This is a genomic window from Hafnia alvei (assembly GCF_964063325.1).
In the GTDB taxonomy this organism is placed as follows: Bacteria; Pseudomonadota; Gammaproteobacteria; order Enterobacterales; family Enterobacteriaceae; genus Hafnia; species Hafnia alvei_B.
This window is the reverse complement of the sequence record NZ_OZ061315.1, coordinates 1,688,665-1,705,117: the sequence shown is the minus strand read 5'-3', so window position 1 is coordinate 1,705,117 and position 16,453 is coordinate 1,688,665. Positions and strand designations below refer to the sequence as shown.

General features: G+C 50.0%; 12 protein-coding genes. 1 reads left to right on the top strand and 11 read right to left on the bottom strand.

What is annotated here, in order from left to right:
• Positions 1 to 246 precede the first annotated feature (246 nt).
• Positions 247 to 702 carry a PTS sugar transporter subunit IIA gene (locus AB3Y96_RS08055; protein ID WP_043492328.1) on the top strand — a complete coding sequence of 152 codons (456 nt, stop codon included), beginning with the start codon at positions 247 to 249 and terminating at the stop codon, positions 700 to 702.
• Positions 703 to 778: 76 nt separating this feature from the next.
• On the opposite strand, the gene AB3Y96_RS08050 is transcribed toward AB3Y96_RS08055, so the two are convergent.
• The 11 genes from AB3Y96_RS08050 to lrp form a co-directional block, all read right to left on the bottom strand.
• Complete coding sequence (locus AB3Y96_RS08050; protein ID WP_367298911.1) at positions 779 to 1,918, bottom strand: MFS transporter; 1,140 nt, start codon at positions 1,916 to 1,918, stop codon at positions 779 to 781.
• Positions 1,919 to 2,034: 116 nt separating this feature from the next.
• The gene (locus AB3Y96_RS08045; protein ID WP_367298910.1) at positions 2,035 to 2,622 is read right to left on the bottom strand and encodes a 4Fe-4S dicluster domain-containing protein; all 588 of its coding nucleotides are present in this window, start codon (positions 2,620 to 2,622) and stop codon (positions 2,035 to 2,037) included.
• Positions 2,622 to 3,236, bottom strand: coding sequence for a Tat proofreading chaperone DmsD (gene dmsD / locus AB3Y96_RS08040; RefSeq protein WP_367298909.1), 615 nt, complete (start codon positions 3,234 to 3,236; stop codon positions 2,622 to 2,624). Before dmsD ends, AB3Y96_RS08045 begins: the two co-directional genes overlap by 1 nt.
• A 113-nt stretch (positions 3,237 to 3,349) precedes the next feature.
• Positions 3,350 to 4,210 (bottom strand): dimethyl sulfoxide reductase anchor subunit family protein, encoded by an 861-nt coding sequence (locus AB3Y96_RS08035; RefSeq protein WP_367298908.1) that lies wholly within the window; start codon positions 4,208 to 4,210, stop codon positions 3,350 to 3,352.
• A 1-nt stretch (position 4,211) separates the two neighbouring features.
• A complete protein-coding gene (locus AB3Y96_RS08030) occupies positions 4,212 to 4,832 on the bottom strand; it encodes a DMSO/selenate family reductase complex B subunit (protein ID WP_072309178.1) in 621 nt (206 codons plus the stop codon).
• A 10-nt stretch (positions 4,833 to 4,842) separates the two neighbouring features.
• Entirely contained in the window at positions 4,843 to 7,287 is a 2,445-nt protein-coding gene (gene dmsA, locus AB3Y96_RS08025) for a dimethylsulfoxide reductase subunit A (protein WP_072309177.1), read from the bottom strand.
• A 485-nt stretch (positions 7,288 to 7,772) separates the two neighbouring features.
• A complete protein-coding gene (gene serS, locus AB3Y96_RS08020) occupies positions 7,773 to 9,065 on the bottom strand; it encodes a serine--tRNA ligase (RefSeq protein ID WP_025800951.1) in 1,293 nt (430 codons plus the stop codon).
• A gap of 108 nt (positions 9,066 to 9,173) precedes the next feature.
• Positions 9,174 to 10,517 carry a replication-associated recombination protein A gene (locus AB3Y96_RS08015; protein WP_072309176.1) on the bottom strand — a complete coding sequence of 448 codons (1,344 nt, stop codon included), beginning with the start codon at positions 10,515 to 10,517 and terminating at the stop codon, positions 9,174 to 9,176.
• A gap of 26 nt (positions 10,518 to 10,543) precedes the next feature.
• On the bottom strand, positions 10,544 to 11,155 hold the full coding sequence (lolA, locus tag AB3Y96_RS08010) for an outer membrane lipoprotein chaperone LolA (RefSeq protein WP_072309175.1): 612 nt from the start codon (positions 11,153 to 11,155) through the stop codon (positions 10,544 to 10,546).
• A 289-nt stretch (positions 11,156 to 11,444) separates the two neighbouring features.
• A complete protein-coding gene (locus AB3Y96_RS08005; protein ID WP_367298907.1) occupies positions 11,445 to 15,221 on the bottom strand; it encodes a DNA translocase FtsK 4TM domain-containing protein in 3,777 nt (1,258 codons plus the stop codon).
• Positions 15,222 to 15,421: 200 nt separating this feature from the next.
• Positions 15,422 to 15,916: a leucine-responsive transcriptional regulator Lrp gene (gene lrp / locus AB3Y96_RS08000; RefSeq protein WP_008812989.1), complete on the bottom strand. Its 495-nt coding sequence runs from the start codon at positions 15,914 to 15,916 to the stop codon at positions 15,422 to 15,424.
• Positions 15,917 to 16,453 lie beyond the last annotated feature (537 nt).

The following is a 16,453-nucleotide window of genomic DNA, read 5'->3' as shown; positions in this document are numbered from 1 at the left end:
GGATTATTAGACTTTCTTCTAAGCAGTGACTTCCCTGATTTGCCCCGATACACTGCCCATACACCCGCAAATGATAGGCTTTTAATTTCAGTCTATTGCGGAGTTGTGAATACTTTTTTTCATACTGACTTGTGCCTGCACATTGCTGCAAACACCAGAGGTGGATGAATCAAATAAACACTATGGATAGCCTTTATTTAATTTTTCAGGCGCCCCATTTACAGGTGCAATGTTACCGGAGGTTTTATGTCAATTGATGCAATTCTCGACCAACGCTGGCAGTACTGCCACCAGCCGCTGAGCTGGCGCCACGCGATCCATTTAGCCTGCCAACCGCTAATTAGCGAAAGCAAGGTGAATGCCAGCTACCCGCTGCATATCATCGATGCGCTTAAACAGGACAAACAGGATTTCGTGGTTAGCGAAGGTGTATTACTGGTGTTTGCCCAACCTGAAAACGGGGTAATCAGTAAACGTGGAGAAGCATCAGTGCTGAAGTGCGATAAACCGGTTGTGCTGCAAAATGGCAGTGAAGTTAGCCTGATTATCGTGCTCTCTGCGGGAACGCAAGCCGAGATGAACACTCTTCATCAGCAAATTGAAGGCTGGTTAGAGATGAATAACTGCCGTGAACACCTGATGCAGGCGACCAGCCAGAATATGCTAGGCTCTCGCATCCAAGCAGGAAGCCGCATGCACTAATTGCAGGCTTAAATGCAAATACAAAAAACGCTCGTCTCGGGCGTTTTTTTATGACTTTTTTATGAGCGCTGAAAACTCATGCAGCAGGAAGTGCATGATGATGATCGGTCTTCTTCATCAACATAAGCAAATAGACCAACGCGATACCTGCAATCATCACAAACAGCACGTTATCAGAGTATTGCTGCATCAAGGCAGCAACCGTCGCGGGGCCTGCAAGGCTTCCAATGGTGTAGCTCATCAGCAAAGCCTGATTCATCGCGACCAATTCATGCGCTGCTGCGGTTTCACAAGCCCACGACATTGCCACCGGATACAGGGTAAACCCTGCACATCCCAGCGTAAATAAGGCTGGCACTATGCCGTAGTTACCCAGCATCGCCACGCTGCCGAGAATAACCAAACTCACCTGCACGCGCAGCACTGCCAAACGCCCAAAGCGATCGGCTAAGCGGCCAACGGGCCACTGCCCCATGATGCCAGCGCTGACCAACAATGCCATCCAAAGCCCGACGTTCGCATCGCTCATGCCTTTATGGGCCAGATACAAAGGCAATAGACCATATAAAGAACCCAGCACCGCACCTGATATAATACAGCCATGGATACCTAAGCGCGCGCTACGACGACGTAACATCGCCCACATCGGCACTGAGGTATGCGCTTCTGGCCGCGTAAAGCGAGCAAACAGCAGCGGCAGCATAGCTAATACCATCAGCGACGTTGCCCATGGCAACACTTGCAATACGGCGGTCGGCACAACGCCCAGCATCAGCTGTCCCAGCACAGTGCCCAAATAGTAAACCGTCATATAAGCAGCCAGCAGTTGGCTACGATTAGCGTTCGTTCCACTACGCAGTAATGCGCTTTCAACAATCACCCACACCATTGCACAGCCAACACCGGCGAAGAAACGCAGGGCCAACCAGCTCCAGATATCGGTTGAAAAGCTCAGTGCAGCGGTCGAAATCGCAAAAATGGCACAGGCATAATGATAGCTTCGGTTAAATCCTGAGTGCATGATCACCGAACCAGCAACCAGCGTCCCGACCAGATTCCCCATAAAATACGAGGAACTCACCAGACCGACTTGCCAAGTCGGCAGTTGCTCATGGCTCAGCCACAATGGAACTAAAGTATTTAAAACCGCCATAGCAACGGTCAGCAGCAGGAGCCCGCAGAGCAATAAAAGCACTGGGCGAGAATATGAAAACATGTGAATTTAAAACCGAACCGCATTGAGAAGTGGCGGCATCATGCCACTGGTGAATTAAAAGTCAATCGCCCATAGATTAGACATAGCACGATTTGTTAATACGCAGGCGAACAAATTTATCTTTCTGACAAATTGGCTAATTTTGGACTTCCTGCCACCAGCAAAATATGCCCATGATAACAGGCTGTTTTACACTGGCCACAGCCGTCACAACAGGCCTCTTCAAAGTTTGGCTGATGGTATCCATCAAACTTAATTGCCTGTGAAGGACACGCGCGAACACATAAACGACAGTCGTCATTTCCCCGCCCAATGCAACCTTTGGCGACAACGGGCCTTAATGCCGTATCCGATGGAATTAATGAAGAGAGCGCCCCCGTTTTGCACGCCGCAGTACAATAGTTGCACTTAGCGGTATCACAGGATGAAAAATCAATCTGTACCGCCGCCGCACCCTCTTTTATTTCAACTAAGCCGTAGGGACATGCACCCACGCAGTCCCCACACGCGCTACATAATGCAAGAAAAAGACTTTCTGCTACCGCCTGCGGCGGGCGACCAACAGCCCGTTGCACCGTTTCTTGCGCAGCCTGCAACTGAGCTTGCTTGCCTGCCCCCAACAAACCACGGAAAAGCCCGCGTCGGCTAACGGTACGATGAGACATCCAAGCGCGGTAGTAGTCTTGATCCTTTTGCTCACTCATTAGCGATAAAGCTCACTCACGGCAGGCACAATCGCGAGCTGTTGCTGCCAAGCAGAGAGCGTTAACAACGCAAGCTCTGCTAGCCCTTGATAAAACGGATGCTGGGCATCTTGTATCATGAGAGTCAAATAGCGTGAGCTCCATGGCAAAAGGTGAACAGATAAAAACTCACCGAGCGCCTGAGGCTGTGTCTCAGCTAGCCATGCAGCCATCATCAACATTAAACCGAACTGATCTTCTGGCTCCTGTTGCTCACTTTGCCCTTCAATATGATGAAGACGCATCCACTGGCGTAGCGCCAGCGTTGAATCGCCAAAAAGAACGCTCTCTTTGTCCAGATAAACCGAGCCCCAAGGAGGAGCGGGTAACGCATGCGGTCCGATAAATAAGCGTTGGTACGCATCTTCCAGAGGTTCATTCGTAGCAGTGGTCAGCAGAGCCACACATTGCTCTAACTGCTGTTCCGATCCATAGGGCCATTCACTGCGCCATTCGGACGAAGAGAAGATTTCCACCAGCGGCGTACAGGCTTCGCTTTCCGGAGGGTAGTAAAAAAGTGCGCCTAAGGAGCGAGCCGAAATGGCAATATCTTGAAGCTGTTGTGGTTGTAGCATGAGGATACCAAATCAATTTTATCGCGATGCGAATAACAATTCTAATAACATAGCAAATGCGAGCCGACAGATAGCGGGGCTCTATACGGAGCCCCGCTCAGCGACAACCGCATTTATCCTGCGATTGCCATGCCTACGGTCATATGCAAACCATAGAACATACCGCGACCAATCAGCTCACTGGCGACAACCAGCAAGAAACCAATCACCAGCCATGCAACAGATGGCGCTCGGCCTTTAATCATTGGGCAAATCCAGCAGCCCAATCCAAGCACTAGCAGCGCCAAACGCCATGCCAGCAACGCCCCAAACGATGGAATAAGCGCGGAGGCCTGTTGAACTGAACTATGAATTTCAGCCAAACCAAAACCTTGCATCGCCACAGAGGCAACGCTGATAAGCACCGCCAACCCGCTAATTACAGGCAAAATACGCATTGCACAACCGCACACACCGGCAGCTCTCAGCAGCAGGAAGCCGAGCAATGGCCCACCAATAAACATCGTTAGTACGAAGCCCAGCGTGGTGTAGCCGTTATGCCACGTAGGTACAGTATCAATCTGATATACACGACACATGGCGTAAACAAAGAACAGGCCTAACACCATGGTCACGGCAAGCCAAAGCTTACCTAGCGCCGCCGACATTTTGTTTAACACCGCCAAAAGCCAGTAGATACCCCCTACGGCAAAGAACACCGAGCCGCTGGCAATTTCGTTACTCAGCGCGGATTCTCCGATGCGGTTAAGCGAATTGAACGCCCTCATTGGTGAACCCAAATGCATCACCGAGGCGATAAACGCTATTCCCATCAGCACCCAGAGAAAAAACATACTCAGATGAACGCGTCGCGTGCGATCGTTATCCAAACGCCCAGATATTAATGCCAGCGCCAGTACGATGAAACCACCGACAACACACTGCCCTAAGACCGTAAAAATCATTAACGGCCATTCATGCCATCCCATACCCATCTCAGACCTCCTTCGGATTTGCCAGATAACCGGTGGTATCTCCGACCGGGCGGCTGTTGGCGTTAGGTTTTAATACGATATTCGGCTTCGTAAAGTGCGCAGCAGGAAGCGGAGCAATTTCAGCTAAATCACCGTATTTGGCGCGCAGCTCATCAATGGGCGCTAAATCCAATGCACGCAGTGGGCAAGATTCAACGCAGATCGGTTTTTTGCCTGCTTCGACTCGCTCATAGCAGCCATCACACTTGGTCATATGCCCTTTCTCCTCATTGTATTGAGGAGCGCCATACGGACAGGCCATGTGGCAATAGCGACAACCGATGCACACTTCTTCGTTGACGACGACAAAGCCATCTTTCTCGCGCTTGTGCATCGCACCGCTTGGACACACTTTGGTACAAGCCGGATCGCTACAGTGGTTACACGAGATCGACAGGTAATAAGCAAACACGTTTTGGTGGTAAACACCGTTGTCCTCTTGCCAATCACCACCTGCATATTCATAAATGCGGCGGAAACTCACATCAGGCGTCAAATTTTTAAAATCTTTGCAGGCCAGCTCGCAGGTTTTGCAGCCGGTGCAACGACTAGAGTCGATATAAAAGCCGTATTGCGTTGTCATCAGCTACTCCTTATGCCTTGGTGACTTGAACAAGATTCGAATGCGACGGATTCCCTTTCGCCAACGGCGATGGGCGCTGAGTGGTCAACACGTTAATTGAGCCAGCATGATCGACACGGTTTGCGTCAGGGCTATACCATGCTCCCTCACCCAGCGCGACAACGCCCGGCATCATGCGAGGTGTCACCTTAGCGTTGATGCGAACCTCACCGCGATCGTTGAAAATGCGCACGATATCACCGTTGGTAATACCGCGTTTTTTCGCATCCATCGGGTTAATCCACATCTCTTGACGACACGCAGCCTTCAGCAGATCAACGTTGCCATAGGTAGAATGCGCACGTGCTTTGTAGTGGAAACCCGTTAGCTGCAGTGGGAATTTCTCAACCAGCGGATCTTCATAGCTTTCAAAACCAGCGCTGTAGATTGGCAGAGGATCGATAACATCATCCTTGGCTAATTCCCATGTCGCCGCCTTTTCAGCCAATTGAGCAGAGTAAATCTCGATTTTGCCTGATGGTGTGGTTAACGGATTAGCCGCAGGATCTTCACGGAACGCTTTGTAGGCCACATGGTGCCCTTCAGGATCGCGCTGCTTGTAAATCCCCTGCTGACGAAACTCTTCAAACGACGGTAGGCCTGGCATAGCTTGCTGAGACTGTTTATATAGATGACGCAGCCACTCTTCCTGATTACGCCCTTCGGTAAACTGAGCCTCCACGCCCATGCGCTTGGCTAATTCACTAGTCATCTCGTAAATATTTTTGCATTCAAAGCGTGGCTTAATCACCTGATCGGCAAAAATGACGTATGACATGTTGCCCGCTGATGCATCTAGGCAAAAATCCATCTGCTCTGATGCCGTGCAGTCCGGCAGTAAAATATCGGCATACTTCGCCGATGCGGTCATGTGGTTATCGATCACCACAATCATTTCGCACTGCTTATCGTCTTGCAGAATTTCATGCGTACGGTTGATTTCAGAATGCTGGTTGACCAAGCAGTTACCTGCGTAGTTCCAGATCATTTTGATTGGCACATCCAGCTTTTCTTTACCGCGTACACCATCACGCGTCGCCGTCATTTCAGGGCCGCGTACGATGGCATCGGTCCATAAGAACATAGAAATACTGGTCTGAACGGGGTTTTCAAGCGTTGGCATACGCACGAAATCAAGATCGTAGGAGCCTTCGCGCGCGCCGCTATTTCCGCCGTTGATCCCAACGTTACCCGTTAGGATGGCCAGCATAGAAATAGCGCGTGAGGCTAATTCACCGTTTGAATGGCGCTGTGGCCCCCAGCCCTGTGAAATATAGGCAGGCTTTGCTGCACCGATTTCACGGCCAAGTTTAATAATTTTATCAGCTGGAATTCCGGTAATCGTTGAAGCCCATGCAGGCGTTTTAGCAATGCCGTCAGCGCCTTCGCCTAAGATGTAGGCTTTATAGTGGCCGTTGGCTGGCGCACCGGCAGGCATGGTTTTTTCGTCGTAGCCAACGCAGTATTTATCGAGGAATGGCTGATCAACTAAATCTTCTTTGATCATCACATAGGCTAGCGCCGAGGCCAACGCCGCATCGGTTCCCGGACGAATAGGTACCCACTCATCTTCACGACCAGCGCCCGTATCGTTATAACGCGGATCGATAATGATCATACGCGCATCAGATTTCTGGCGAGCCTGTTCCAGATAGTAAGTCACCCCGCCGCCGCTCATTCGCGTTTCACCTGGGTTATTGCCAAACAGCACGACCAGTTTGCTGTTTTCAATATCTGACGGGCTGTTACCATCGGCCCAACCGCCGTAGGTGTAATTTAGCCCTTCGGCTATTTGCGCCGTGCTGTAGTCGCCATAATGATTCAGGTAACCACCGCAGCAGTTCATCAGACGGGCTATCAGGGTTGATCCCGGTGGCCAAGAGCGAGTCATGGTGCCACCCAGCGTCCCGGTGCCGTAGTTAAGATAGATAGCTTCATTGCCATAATCTTTGATGATGTGCTGCATACTCGCCGCGATGGTATCGAAGGCTTCTTCCCAGCTAATACGCTTGAATTTGCCTTCGCCACGCGCACCAACTCGCTTCATCGGATATTTCAAACGGTCAGCGTTATAAACACGACGGCGCATTGATCGCCCACGTAAACAGGCTCGAACCTGATGCAGGCCTTCGTAATTGTCATCACCGGTATTATCGGTTTCAACATACTTAATTTCGCCATCGACAACATGCATGCGCAATGGGCAACGGCTGCCACAGTTTACGGTGCATGCACTCCAGATAACTTTTTCATTGGCGTTAGCAGATGCTGTGTTTGATTGGGCCACTGCCTTGCGGGCAAACGGCAAAGATAATCCGCCGCTTGCCGCAACTAAACCACCAATAGCACTGGATTTAACCAGTTTGCGGCGGCTTACCTGCGCAGACAATAAGCCTGTCTCTTTCGTATTTTTCATACAATACCCACTCAGTTTGCTTTCAAAATCAAAAATGTGACCACGAAAAGCACAGGCAAAAATCCGTGTTTTTCTTTAGTCAGCAAAAAAGAAAGTGGCCTATTACGTCATTGATCATCCAACGTGTGCTCAAAACACTAAGGAAAATAGTCAACTCGCAATTAATTAGAATGAAATGATATGGAATGGAAGGTCATTAAATATCAGCGTCCACTTTCTCAAATGGATAATACTTCTTTGGGAGTAACCCATATTGTTTGATGTCAATAAAGGCACGCGCGAGCGGGGCGCTGGCGACTTATGTGATGCAATTTGCAACTTATCAAAATCAAAAACTTACGATTGAGAATAGCTATCAGTCAACTTAAATGCTTCTAAACTGAATTAATACAACCGCAACAATATTAAAAATAGGATCTGAATTTATATTTGAGTTTATAAACGAAAAAAGCGCCCGTAGGCGCTTTTATTAAAAATATTGGGAGTTAACCAATATATTCTAAACCATTCATATACGGACGCAGAACTTCTGGCACCTGAATTCGACCATCAGCTTGCTGATAGTTTTCTAATACGGCAACCAGAGTACGACCCACCGCCAAACCAGAACCATTCAGTGTATGCACCAAACGCGGTTTTTTGTCGGTTTTATTACGACAGCGAGCCTGCATACGACGAGCCTGGAAGTCCCACATGTTTGAACATGAAGAGATTTCGCGGTAAGTGTTCTGCGCAGGAACCCAAACTTCCAGATCGTAGGTTTTGCTTGAGCCAAAGCCCATATCGCCGGTGCACAACAGCACTTTACGGTATGGCAGATTCAGCAGCTGCAGCACTTTCTCGGCGTGACCGGTCAGTTCTTCCAGAGCATCCATTGAATCTTCTGGACGAACAATCTGAACCAGCTCAACTTTATCAAACTGGTGCATACGAATCAGACCGCGTGTATCACGACCATAAGAGCCCGCTTCGGAACGGAAACATGGCGTATGTGCAGTCATTTTCAACGGCAGAGATTCTTCTTCCAGAATTTCGCCACGCACCAAGTTGGTGACTGGGACTTCTGCCGTTGGGATCAGCGCATAGCTGCTAGAATCGGCTTCTTCTTCCAGTGGACGTGTGTGGAACAGATCGCCGCCAAATTTAGGCAACTGACCAGTACCGTACAGCGTGTCATGGTTAACCAAATAAGGAACGTAGGTTTCGAGATAGCCATGCTGCTCGGTGTGCAGATCAAGCATGAACTGAGCCAATGCACGATGCATACGCGCCATTTGGCCTTTCATCACAACGAAACGCGCACCGGTCAATTTAACTGCGGCAGCAAAATCCAGCCCGCCAGTCATTTCGCCCAGAGTCACGTGATCGCGAACTTCGAAATCGTACGTACGAGGCTCGCCCCAGCGGCTAACTTCCAGATTGTCGTTTTCGTCTCTACCTACCGGCACAGAATCATCTGGCATGTTAGGAATGGACAACGCCAAATCGCGGATATCATTTAGCAACTGATCCAGCTCTGACTTGGCCGCATCCAGCTTTTCGCCCAATTCGTTGACTTCAAGACGCAGTGGCTCAATATCTTCCCCACGCGCTTTAGCCGCACCGATGGATTTGGATCGCGAGTTACGCTCTGCTTGCAGGCTTTCAGTTTCAACTTGCAGCACTTTGCGGCGTTCTTCCTGCTGACGCAAAGTGTCAACATCCAGTTTAAAGCCTCGACGAGCCAGCTTTTCGGCGACTGCGTCTAGCTCATTACGCAGTAGATTGGGATCTAGCATGCTAATCCTGTGATTATATTGAGGGAGTTTTAATGAGCAATACATTGAGCACAAGGCGCTCAATGTAAAGCGTATTTTATCAGGGATAACCTTACCGCAATGGGAATATTAGCGGTAGCGTTTTGTCGGGCTATTTTGATCCTGCTCAGCCAACCATGCCAGTTTTTCACCAATTTTGCCCTCTAAACCACGGTTAGTGGGCACATAATATCGGGTTTGTGACATTTCAGGCGGGAAGTACACTTCGCCCGCGGCGTAAGCATTAGTTTCATCATGCGCATAGCGATACTCAGCCCCCAGCCCCATTTCCTTCATGAGTTTGGTTGGCGCATTACGCAGATGATCGGGAACATCATAGTCAGGGCGCTCTTTGGCATCACGCACCGCGGCTTTAAACGCGGTATACACGGCATTACTTTTCGGCGCACAGGCCAAGTAGACAATGGCTTGCGCAATCGCACGTTCGCCCTCAGCAGGCCCGACACGGGTAAAGCAATCCCATGCTGAAATCGCGACCTGCATGCCGCGCGGATCGGCATTACCCACATCCTCGGAGGCAATCGCCAGTAAACGTCGTGCGACATAAAGCGGATCGCCACCGGCGGTGATAATGCGCGCATACCAATACAGCGCGGCATCCGGTGCTGAGCCGCGTACTGATTTATGCAATGCTGAAATCAGGTCGTAAAAGCGATCGCCTTTATTATCAAAGCGCGCGCTGCGTTCGCCTGAAACTTCCTTCAGCAGATTCGCGCTTAAAACACGCTGACCACTGGCGTCCACCTCCGCCATATCAGCCATCATTTCTAACGTATTTAGCGCGCGGCGGGCATCGCCCCCCACCAGCTCAGCGATCATGTCGCGCGTGTCATCAGGCAAAACAATATTTTGTCCGCCATATCCGCGCTCTTTATCGGCCATCGCCTGATTGAGCACTTCAACGATATCTTCGCTGGTTAGCGCCTTGAGCAAGTAAACTCTAGCCCGTGAAAGCAGCGCAGAATTAAGCTCAAATGAGGGGTTTTCCGTGGTAGCACCGATGAAAGTAATGGTGCCGTCTTCAATATGCGGAAGGAAAGCGTCTTGCTGGCTTTTGTTAAAACGATGGACTTCATCTACAAACAAAATGGTTCGACGGCCCGCATCACGGTTATTACGCGCTCGTTCAATCGCTTCACGGATCTCTTTGATCCCAGAAGTTACCGCCGAAATACGTTCAACGTCAGCATTGCCGTAGCGGCCAATCAGTTCAGCCAGCGTGGTTTTCCCTGTCCCTGGCGGCCCCCACAAAATCATTGAATGCAGATGTCCAGCCTCAATCGCTCGCGGCAGAGGCTTGCCCTCAGCCAGCAAATGGCGCTGTCCGATGTACTGCTTCAATGTTTCTGGCCGCATACGCGCGGCCAGTGGTTGAAATTCATTCTGCGAGAAGTCGAGGGACAGATTACTCACTGGCTTTTCCCATTAATCTATTTTGGCTATTGGCGTTGATCGTCCACCGTCACGCCTTTAGGCGGTGTGAACTGGAATTTGCTGGCATCAACAACGCCGCTTTGCTGGCTTTTCAGTTTATATGCGCTGCTTTGTCCGTCTTGTTCAACGGCGGTAAAGCCATTGATCGTACCCGTTGGCGATACGTTAATCGTAAATTTCTTCAGATTATTTTTCTGGCTTTTCGGGGTCAGATCAAACGTATCACCGGTTTGCTTCACATTATACTGGCTCCACTCTTTCGCATCGTTACGCGTAATCAGCATAAATGGCGTATTGCTGGTGGCGCTATCTAGCCAAGTCGCGGTTACCTGCTCCACAAACGGGTTATAGAACCACAGCGTTTTACCATCAGAAACTAAAACGCTCTCATCGGGGGAGGTCATATGCCAGTTGAACAAGTTAGGACGTTTTACCCAAAGCTCACCCTCGCCCTGCTGTACCGCAGCGCCATCGGCTGTTGTTACGGTTTGAGTAAAGCTTGAATGGAAACTATTGACCTTATTCAGACGACTCTGCAAGTCACTGCTTGGCGTCGCCAGCGCGGCGGTCGATGCAAAACCAGTCATTAAACAGCACGCTAATAACAGCTTTTTCATTATTTTCTATACCTTTTGTCGGTCATGGTTAGCTGTAAAAACAGATAACCTCGGCTGATTTTTATCATCTGGTCAGCGGCGCGTTCGCCGCTACACCACGCTTTATATTGAACAATATAATACGCTAACTTTAGCCAATAGACATGGAGTTATCATCGGTAACATTCTGAATGACGGTGATTTACACATCTTTTCGCTGGCAGACATTCGTACGTATTCACATCTCATCGATAAATAAAACGGGCGGTGAAATCACCGCCCGCAAACATGGCATCATGCAATGACGAAATTACATATCATGCGATGGCGGCGCTAATACCTCGCGGTTACCATTATTACCCGGTGAGCTCACGATCCCCTGAGCTTCCATCTGCTCAACGATACGCGCAGCGCGGTTGTAACCAATACGGAACTGGCGTTGAACGCCTGAAATTGACGCTCGGCGCTTATCAACCACGAAAGCAACGGCTTGGTCAAATAACGGATCGAGTTCTTCGTCGCTATCTAGCCCAAATCCACCTTCACCCTCTTCAGAAGCGCTCAAGATGCTATCGATATACTGTGGACGTCCACGCGCTTTCCAATCCTGAACCACCGCATGCACTTCCTCATCACGAACGAATGCGCCATGCACACGAACCGGCATTGACGAGTTAGGTGGCATATACAGCATATCCCCCATCCCCAGCAACGATTCCGCACCGCCTTGGTCCAGGATAGTACGGGAGTCGATTTTGCTCGAAACGGTAAACGCGATACGCGTCGGAATGTTCGCCTTAATCAAGCCGGTGATAACGTCAACCGATGGACGCTGAGTCGCCAGAACCAAATGGATACCCGCCGCACGCGCTTTTTGAGCTAAGCGTGCAATCAACTCTTCCACTTTTTTACCGACGGCCATCATCAGATCGGCAAACTCATCGACCAACACCACGATATAAGGCAGTTTTTCCAATACCGGCGGCGTCATATCCATGCTGTCACCCGGTTTCCAGAACGGATCTGGAATTGGACGTCCCATGGCAATCGCCTGCTCAACGCGTTCGTTGTAGCCAGCAAGGTTACGCACGCCTAATGCTGACATTAGCTTATAGCGACGCTCCATCTCACCCACACACCAACGCAGCGCATTAGCTGCATCTTTCATGTCGGTAACCACTTCGGTCAGCAAATGTGGGATCCCTTCGTAAACCGAAAGCTCCAGCATTTTAGGGTCAATCATGATGAAGCGAACTTCATCCGGCGTCGCCTTATACAGCATACTGAGGATCATGGCGTTCACGCCAACCGACTTACCGGAACCCGTGGTACCCGCCACCAACAGATGTGGCATTTTTGCCAGATCGGCAATCACAGGCTGACCAGCAATATCTTTACCCAGCACGATGGTCAGCGGAGAAGGGCTTTCGCGGAACTTAGTGCAGTCCAAAACCTCTCGCAGATAAACCGTTTGGCGATGCTTATTTGGCAACTCCAATCCTACATAAGGTTTACCCGGGATAACTTCGACCACACGCACCGCAACCGCAGACAGTGAACGAGCCAAGTCACGCGACAGGTTAGAGATTCGCGCAGCTTTAACGCCTGGTGCCAAATCTAACTCAAAGCGGGTGATCACCGGACCCGGAGAAATCCCGACAACTTCGGCTTTGACCCGATAATCAGCCAAACGTGATTCGACCAGATTCCCCACTTGCTCCAATGCAAACATATCAACCGGCTCGGAGTTAGCAGGAGGCTCGGTGAGCAGATCCAACGTTGGCAACGGCGTGGTTGGCTTTTCCAGCGGCTGCTCGTGACCACGCATCAAGAATGGATGAATCAAACCATCCATCGCTGGGTGCTGGCCTGCTGGCTGTTGGGTCACTGCTGGCTGCTGCACTGGGGCAGTTGGAGCTGCAAACTGTGGCGCAACAGGCTGCTGCACGCTCGGTGCTAGCTGGCTATATTGGCTATTATGCTGGCTATATTGAGATTGAGGCGCTTGCGGCACAGATGGCTGCTGCACCGGCGCAAAACGTGGATCTTGCTGACGCGAATCATACTGCACAGGTTGTTCTGGTTCATCATAACGACCAAACGGAACATCGTACGCATCATCGTCACGTGCAGCGCTCTCTTCCTGCTCAGGCGTAATAGTGAATAATGGCTCGGAAGGACCGTCATCCACTAAGTCTGAAACAGGAGTAAAGCTGAACGCATTATGATTGGAAGCCGCGGCTTCGCTCAATGCCTTCGCAGGTGAGAAGTCCATTAAGTCATTGCGAGAAGCGGTCACACCGCTTAATGCCGATGAATTCTCGTCTGCGGCAGGTTGTGGCTGGTAACGCTGCTGTTGCTGAGCAGAAAACTCGCTCTGCAACCGCGCCATTTCAGCAGCCTGTTCATCTTCGGCCTGATGCGCATACTGCTGCTCACCGTAGCGCTGCTGCTGTCGTTCGGCAAACGCCTGACGCAGTGCAAGGCTTTCCTCATCCATCGGCTGAGTAACGTTCTGTTCCGGCTTTGGAGACGCTTCAATTTGCTGGCGTTGGGCTTCCGCTTCTTTCTTCGCCTGCTCTTCAGCCATTCGCTGTGAAGGAAGTTTAATGCCTAAAGAGGCTAACTCACGGCGAGTTGGAATACGCACAGGATTTGGACGCGGCAGTTCAGGTCCAACGCCCTGTTTCACCTGTAAACTGCTGTCTTCGGTTGCGCTAAACGCAGGCATAAACATCGAGCCAGCGGCGGCTGCAGTCGATACGGTTGCAGGAACGACATCGTTACGCGAGGCCGCGCCAAACGGAACCGTATCCACAGATAAACCCGGATTAATGTATGGCGTTGCTGGCGATTCATCGTGTTCAAAATGCGAGGCGGAGAAATTCATCCCCGATGAAGACGAGCCCGCTTGTGGCGCAGGCGTTTCAGGCTCAAAACTGCCTAGACGTGGGCCTTCATCATCCCAAGCAGAGCGCGTTGGGCGCGATGAGTGATTAGCCACGTTAGACGGTCTATCTTCAGGTACTTCAAAAGAGTAAAGCGGAGGCATGCTCGGCTTGATTTCCGCGACAGGCTCTGGCTCTGAAGCGCTGAAAGTCATAGGCTGAGTTGCAGCAGAAACCACCGGCTGAGCGGCGGCAACCGCAGCGCCAACGGCAGATACCGCGGCGGTTGGGGCCACCGTCGGTGTAACCGCGGGCTGGGCCACATCATTTAGCGAACTTTCAGCCTCGTGCAACGGACGAAGTTTACCCAATAAAGGATCGTCGTCTTCAGCATCTACATCAGCAAAAGGCGCTTCAACAGGCTGTTTTACGGGTTTAGCCAAGAGAATATCGTCATCGTCTTCAACGGCGGAGGTATTAAGCAGCACATCATCTGCGCCCTCACCTGCTGAACGCTCACGCTCAGCAGCAACCACTTCTCGGCTATCATCTTCATAGTCGTAGTCATCCTCCCGATCGCGGCGTGAACGATTGCTCATAAACGTCATGCCACCGAGAAGAACACCGCCGATTTTTTCGGCAATCGTCAGCCAAGACCAGCCGGTAAATAACGTCAGCCCTACCGCCCAAACGCCCAACAGAAGCAGTGTTCCGCCAACGCTACCCAACAAAGGAATAACGCCGTTGGCGAGAAGGCTACCAATCACGCCGCCGGAGGCGAAATAGTAAAGATCGTCGACGTTCAGCGATGCTAAGCCACACGATGCCAGCACCAATGCCAACATACCGATAAGCTTGAGCGAAATAGAGAAATAATCGACATAGCCGCTGTCGTCGCGTTTGCGATAGGCAAACCAGCACAAAACGATGATGACGGGAGGAATGGCATAACCCATCACTCCGAAAACGAAGAATAAGGTATCAGCCAGCCATGCTCCTGCGCCGCCGCCGATATTATTGATTGGTTCGTGCCATGCCGTTTGCGACCAGCTCGGATCCGAGGGGTCAAAGCTCAGCAACGAAACCATAAGATAAATAGAAAACAACGCTACTACGATGAGTAACGCCTCGTATAACCGACGTCCACTGCTCATTCGTTTGAGAGTAACGTCCTTCTCTTCTGTGTATTCCTGGCTCAAGAAAGGCTCTCCAGGTTCCTGTTTTTCACCATAGCACTATTATTGCCTATTGCCGCTTTAGAACAACGCATTGCCACGTAATTTTTTATTTCAGTAAGACTCATACCAATAACAACGCCGAGAGAGTCTGCCCTCGGCGTTGAAACTGTATAGATACACAGGAGTGTAACCAAATTAATCAGGTTTTGCACCTGCTACCGTTATCGTGTCTTGATAACCAAGCGATTGCTCTGTTTGACTTCTTCCATAACCACATAGGTACGGGTGTCATTAACGCCAGGTAGGCGTAACAGGGTTTCACCAAGCAATTTACGATAAGCGGACATGTCAGGCACACGTGTTTTCAACAGATAGTCGAAATCACCTGAAACCAGATGACACTCCTGAATTTCTTCCAGTTTCTGAACAGCCGTATTGAACTGTTCAAACACGTCTGGCGCTCCACGATTTAAGGTAATTTCTACAAATACCAGTAAGGATGCATCCAGATAGTGCGGGTTCAACAACGCAGTGTAACCTTGAATAAAACCTTGACGTTCAAGGCGACGCACACGTTCTAAACATGGAGTTGGTGATAAACCAACTCGCTTTGAAAGCTCAACGTTCGAAATTCGTCCATCCTTCTGCAACTCATTCAGGATGTTACGGTCGATACGGTCGAGATCTTTACCGGGGCGCTTTTTATTGTCTGCCATCTTATTGTCTCTCTTATATCCTTCCCTGCTCGCCATCCCCTCAACAAGTTCAATTTGTTAAGGATTTGTCCCAAACGAAAACCCCATGCCTGCAGTCAATCAGCAATTCCCATTGCTCATGATGACGAAAACAACCGGATAAATCCGCTGAAGATAAGTTTCAACTTCATCTGTTTCCGCCGATTGCGCTTAATTCACATGCGAGGGCTCGCATAATTGCTTTGCTCTGATTTCAAATCAATGCACATTGAGGTTATATCGCAAGACCACGATCCCTAGCGCCACTCATTGAAGCCAATCTAAGCACTACACATTTCTTTTCGTATACACGGTATTTCTTATATCAGGAGAAGAAAGCGTTGTTTTAGGTCAATAGGCTATTTGTTGCCTTCAAGCAGATAAAAATTCTGCTAAATGCCTTTCAAGCCACAAAAACCAAAGACAAGTTCTTCCCTACATCCATGTTTTCGCAAATGCACAGGCGATTGTCAAAGCAAAAGAAGCAAAATCAGACGAACATGCCAACTATTCTAAAGA

Bases quoted from the DNA above. Each gene is read 5' to 3' on its own strand.
- lolA (WP_072309175.1), bottom strand. From the start codon at position 11,155: ATGAAAAAGCTGTTATTAGCGTGCTGTTTAATGACTGGTTTTGCATCG.
- AB3Y96_RS08045 (WP_367298910.1), bottom strand. From the start codon at position 2,622: ATGAGTGAGCAAAAGGATCAAGACTACTACCGCGCTTGGATGTCTCAT.
- AB3Y96_RS08055 (WP_043492328.1), top strand. From the start codon at position 247: ATGTCAATTGATGCAATTCTCGACCAACGCTGGCAGTACTGCCACCAG.
- AB3Y96_RS08050 (WP_367298911.1), bottom strand. From the start codon at position 1,918: ATGTTTTCATATTCTCGCCCAGTGCTTTTATTGCTCTGCGGGCTCCTG.
- AB3Y96_RS08030 (WP_072309178.1), bottom strand. From the start codon at position 4,832: ATGACAACGCAATACGGCTTTTATATCGACTCTAGTCGTTGCACCGGC.
- AB3Y96_RS08035 (WP_367298908.1), bottom strand. From the start codon at position 4,210: ATGGGTATGGGATGGCATGAATGGCCGTTAATGATTTTTACGGTCTTA.
- serS (WP_025800951.1), bottom strand. From the start codon at position 9,065: ATGCTAGATCCCAATCTACTGCGTAATGAGCTAGACGCAGTCGCCGAA.
- dmsD (WP_367298909.1), bottom strand. From the start codon at position 3,236: ATGCTACAACCACAACAGCTTCAAGATATTGCCATTTCGGCTCGCTCC.
- lrp (WP_008812989.1), bottom strand. From the start codon at position 15,916: ATGGCAGACAATAAAAAGCGCCCCGGTAAAGATCTCGACCGTATCGAC.
- dmsA (WP_072309177.1), bottom strand. From the start codon at position 7,287: ATGAAAAATACGAAAGAGACAGGCTTATTGTCTGCGCAGGTAAGCCGC.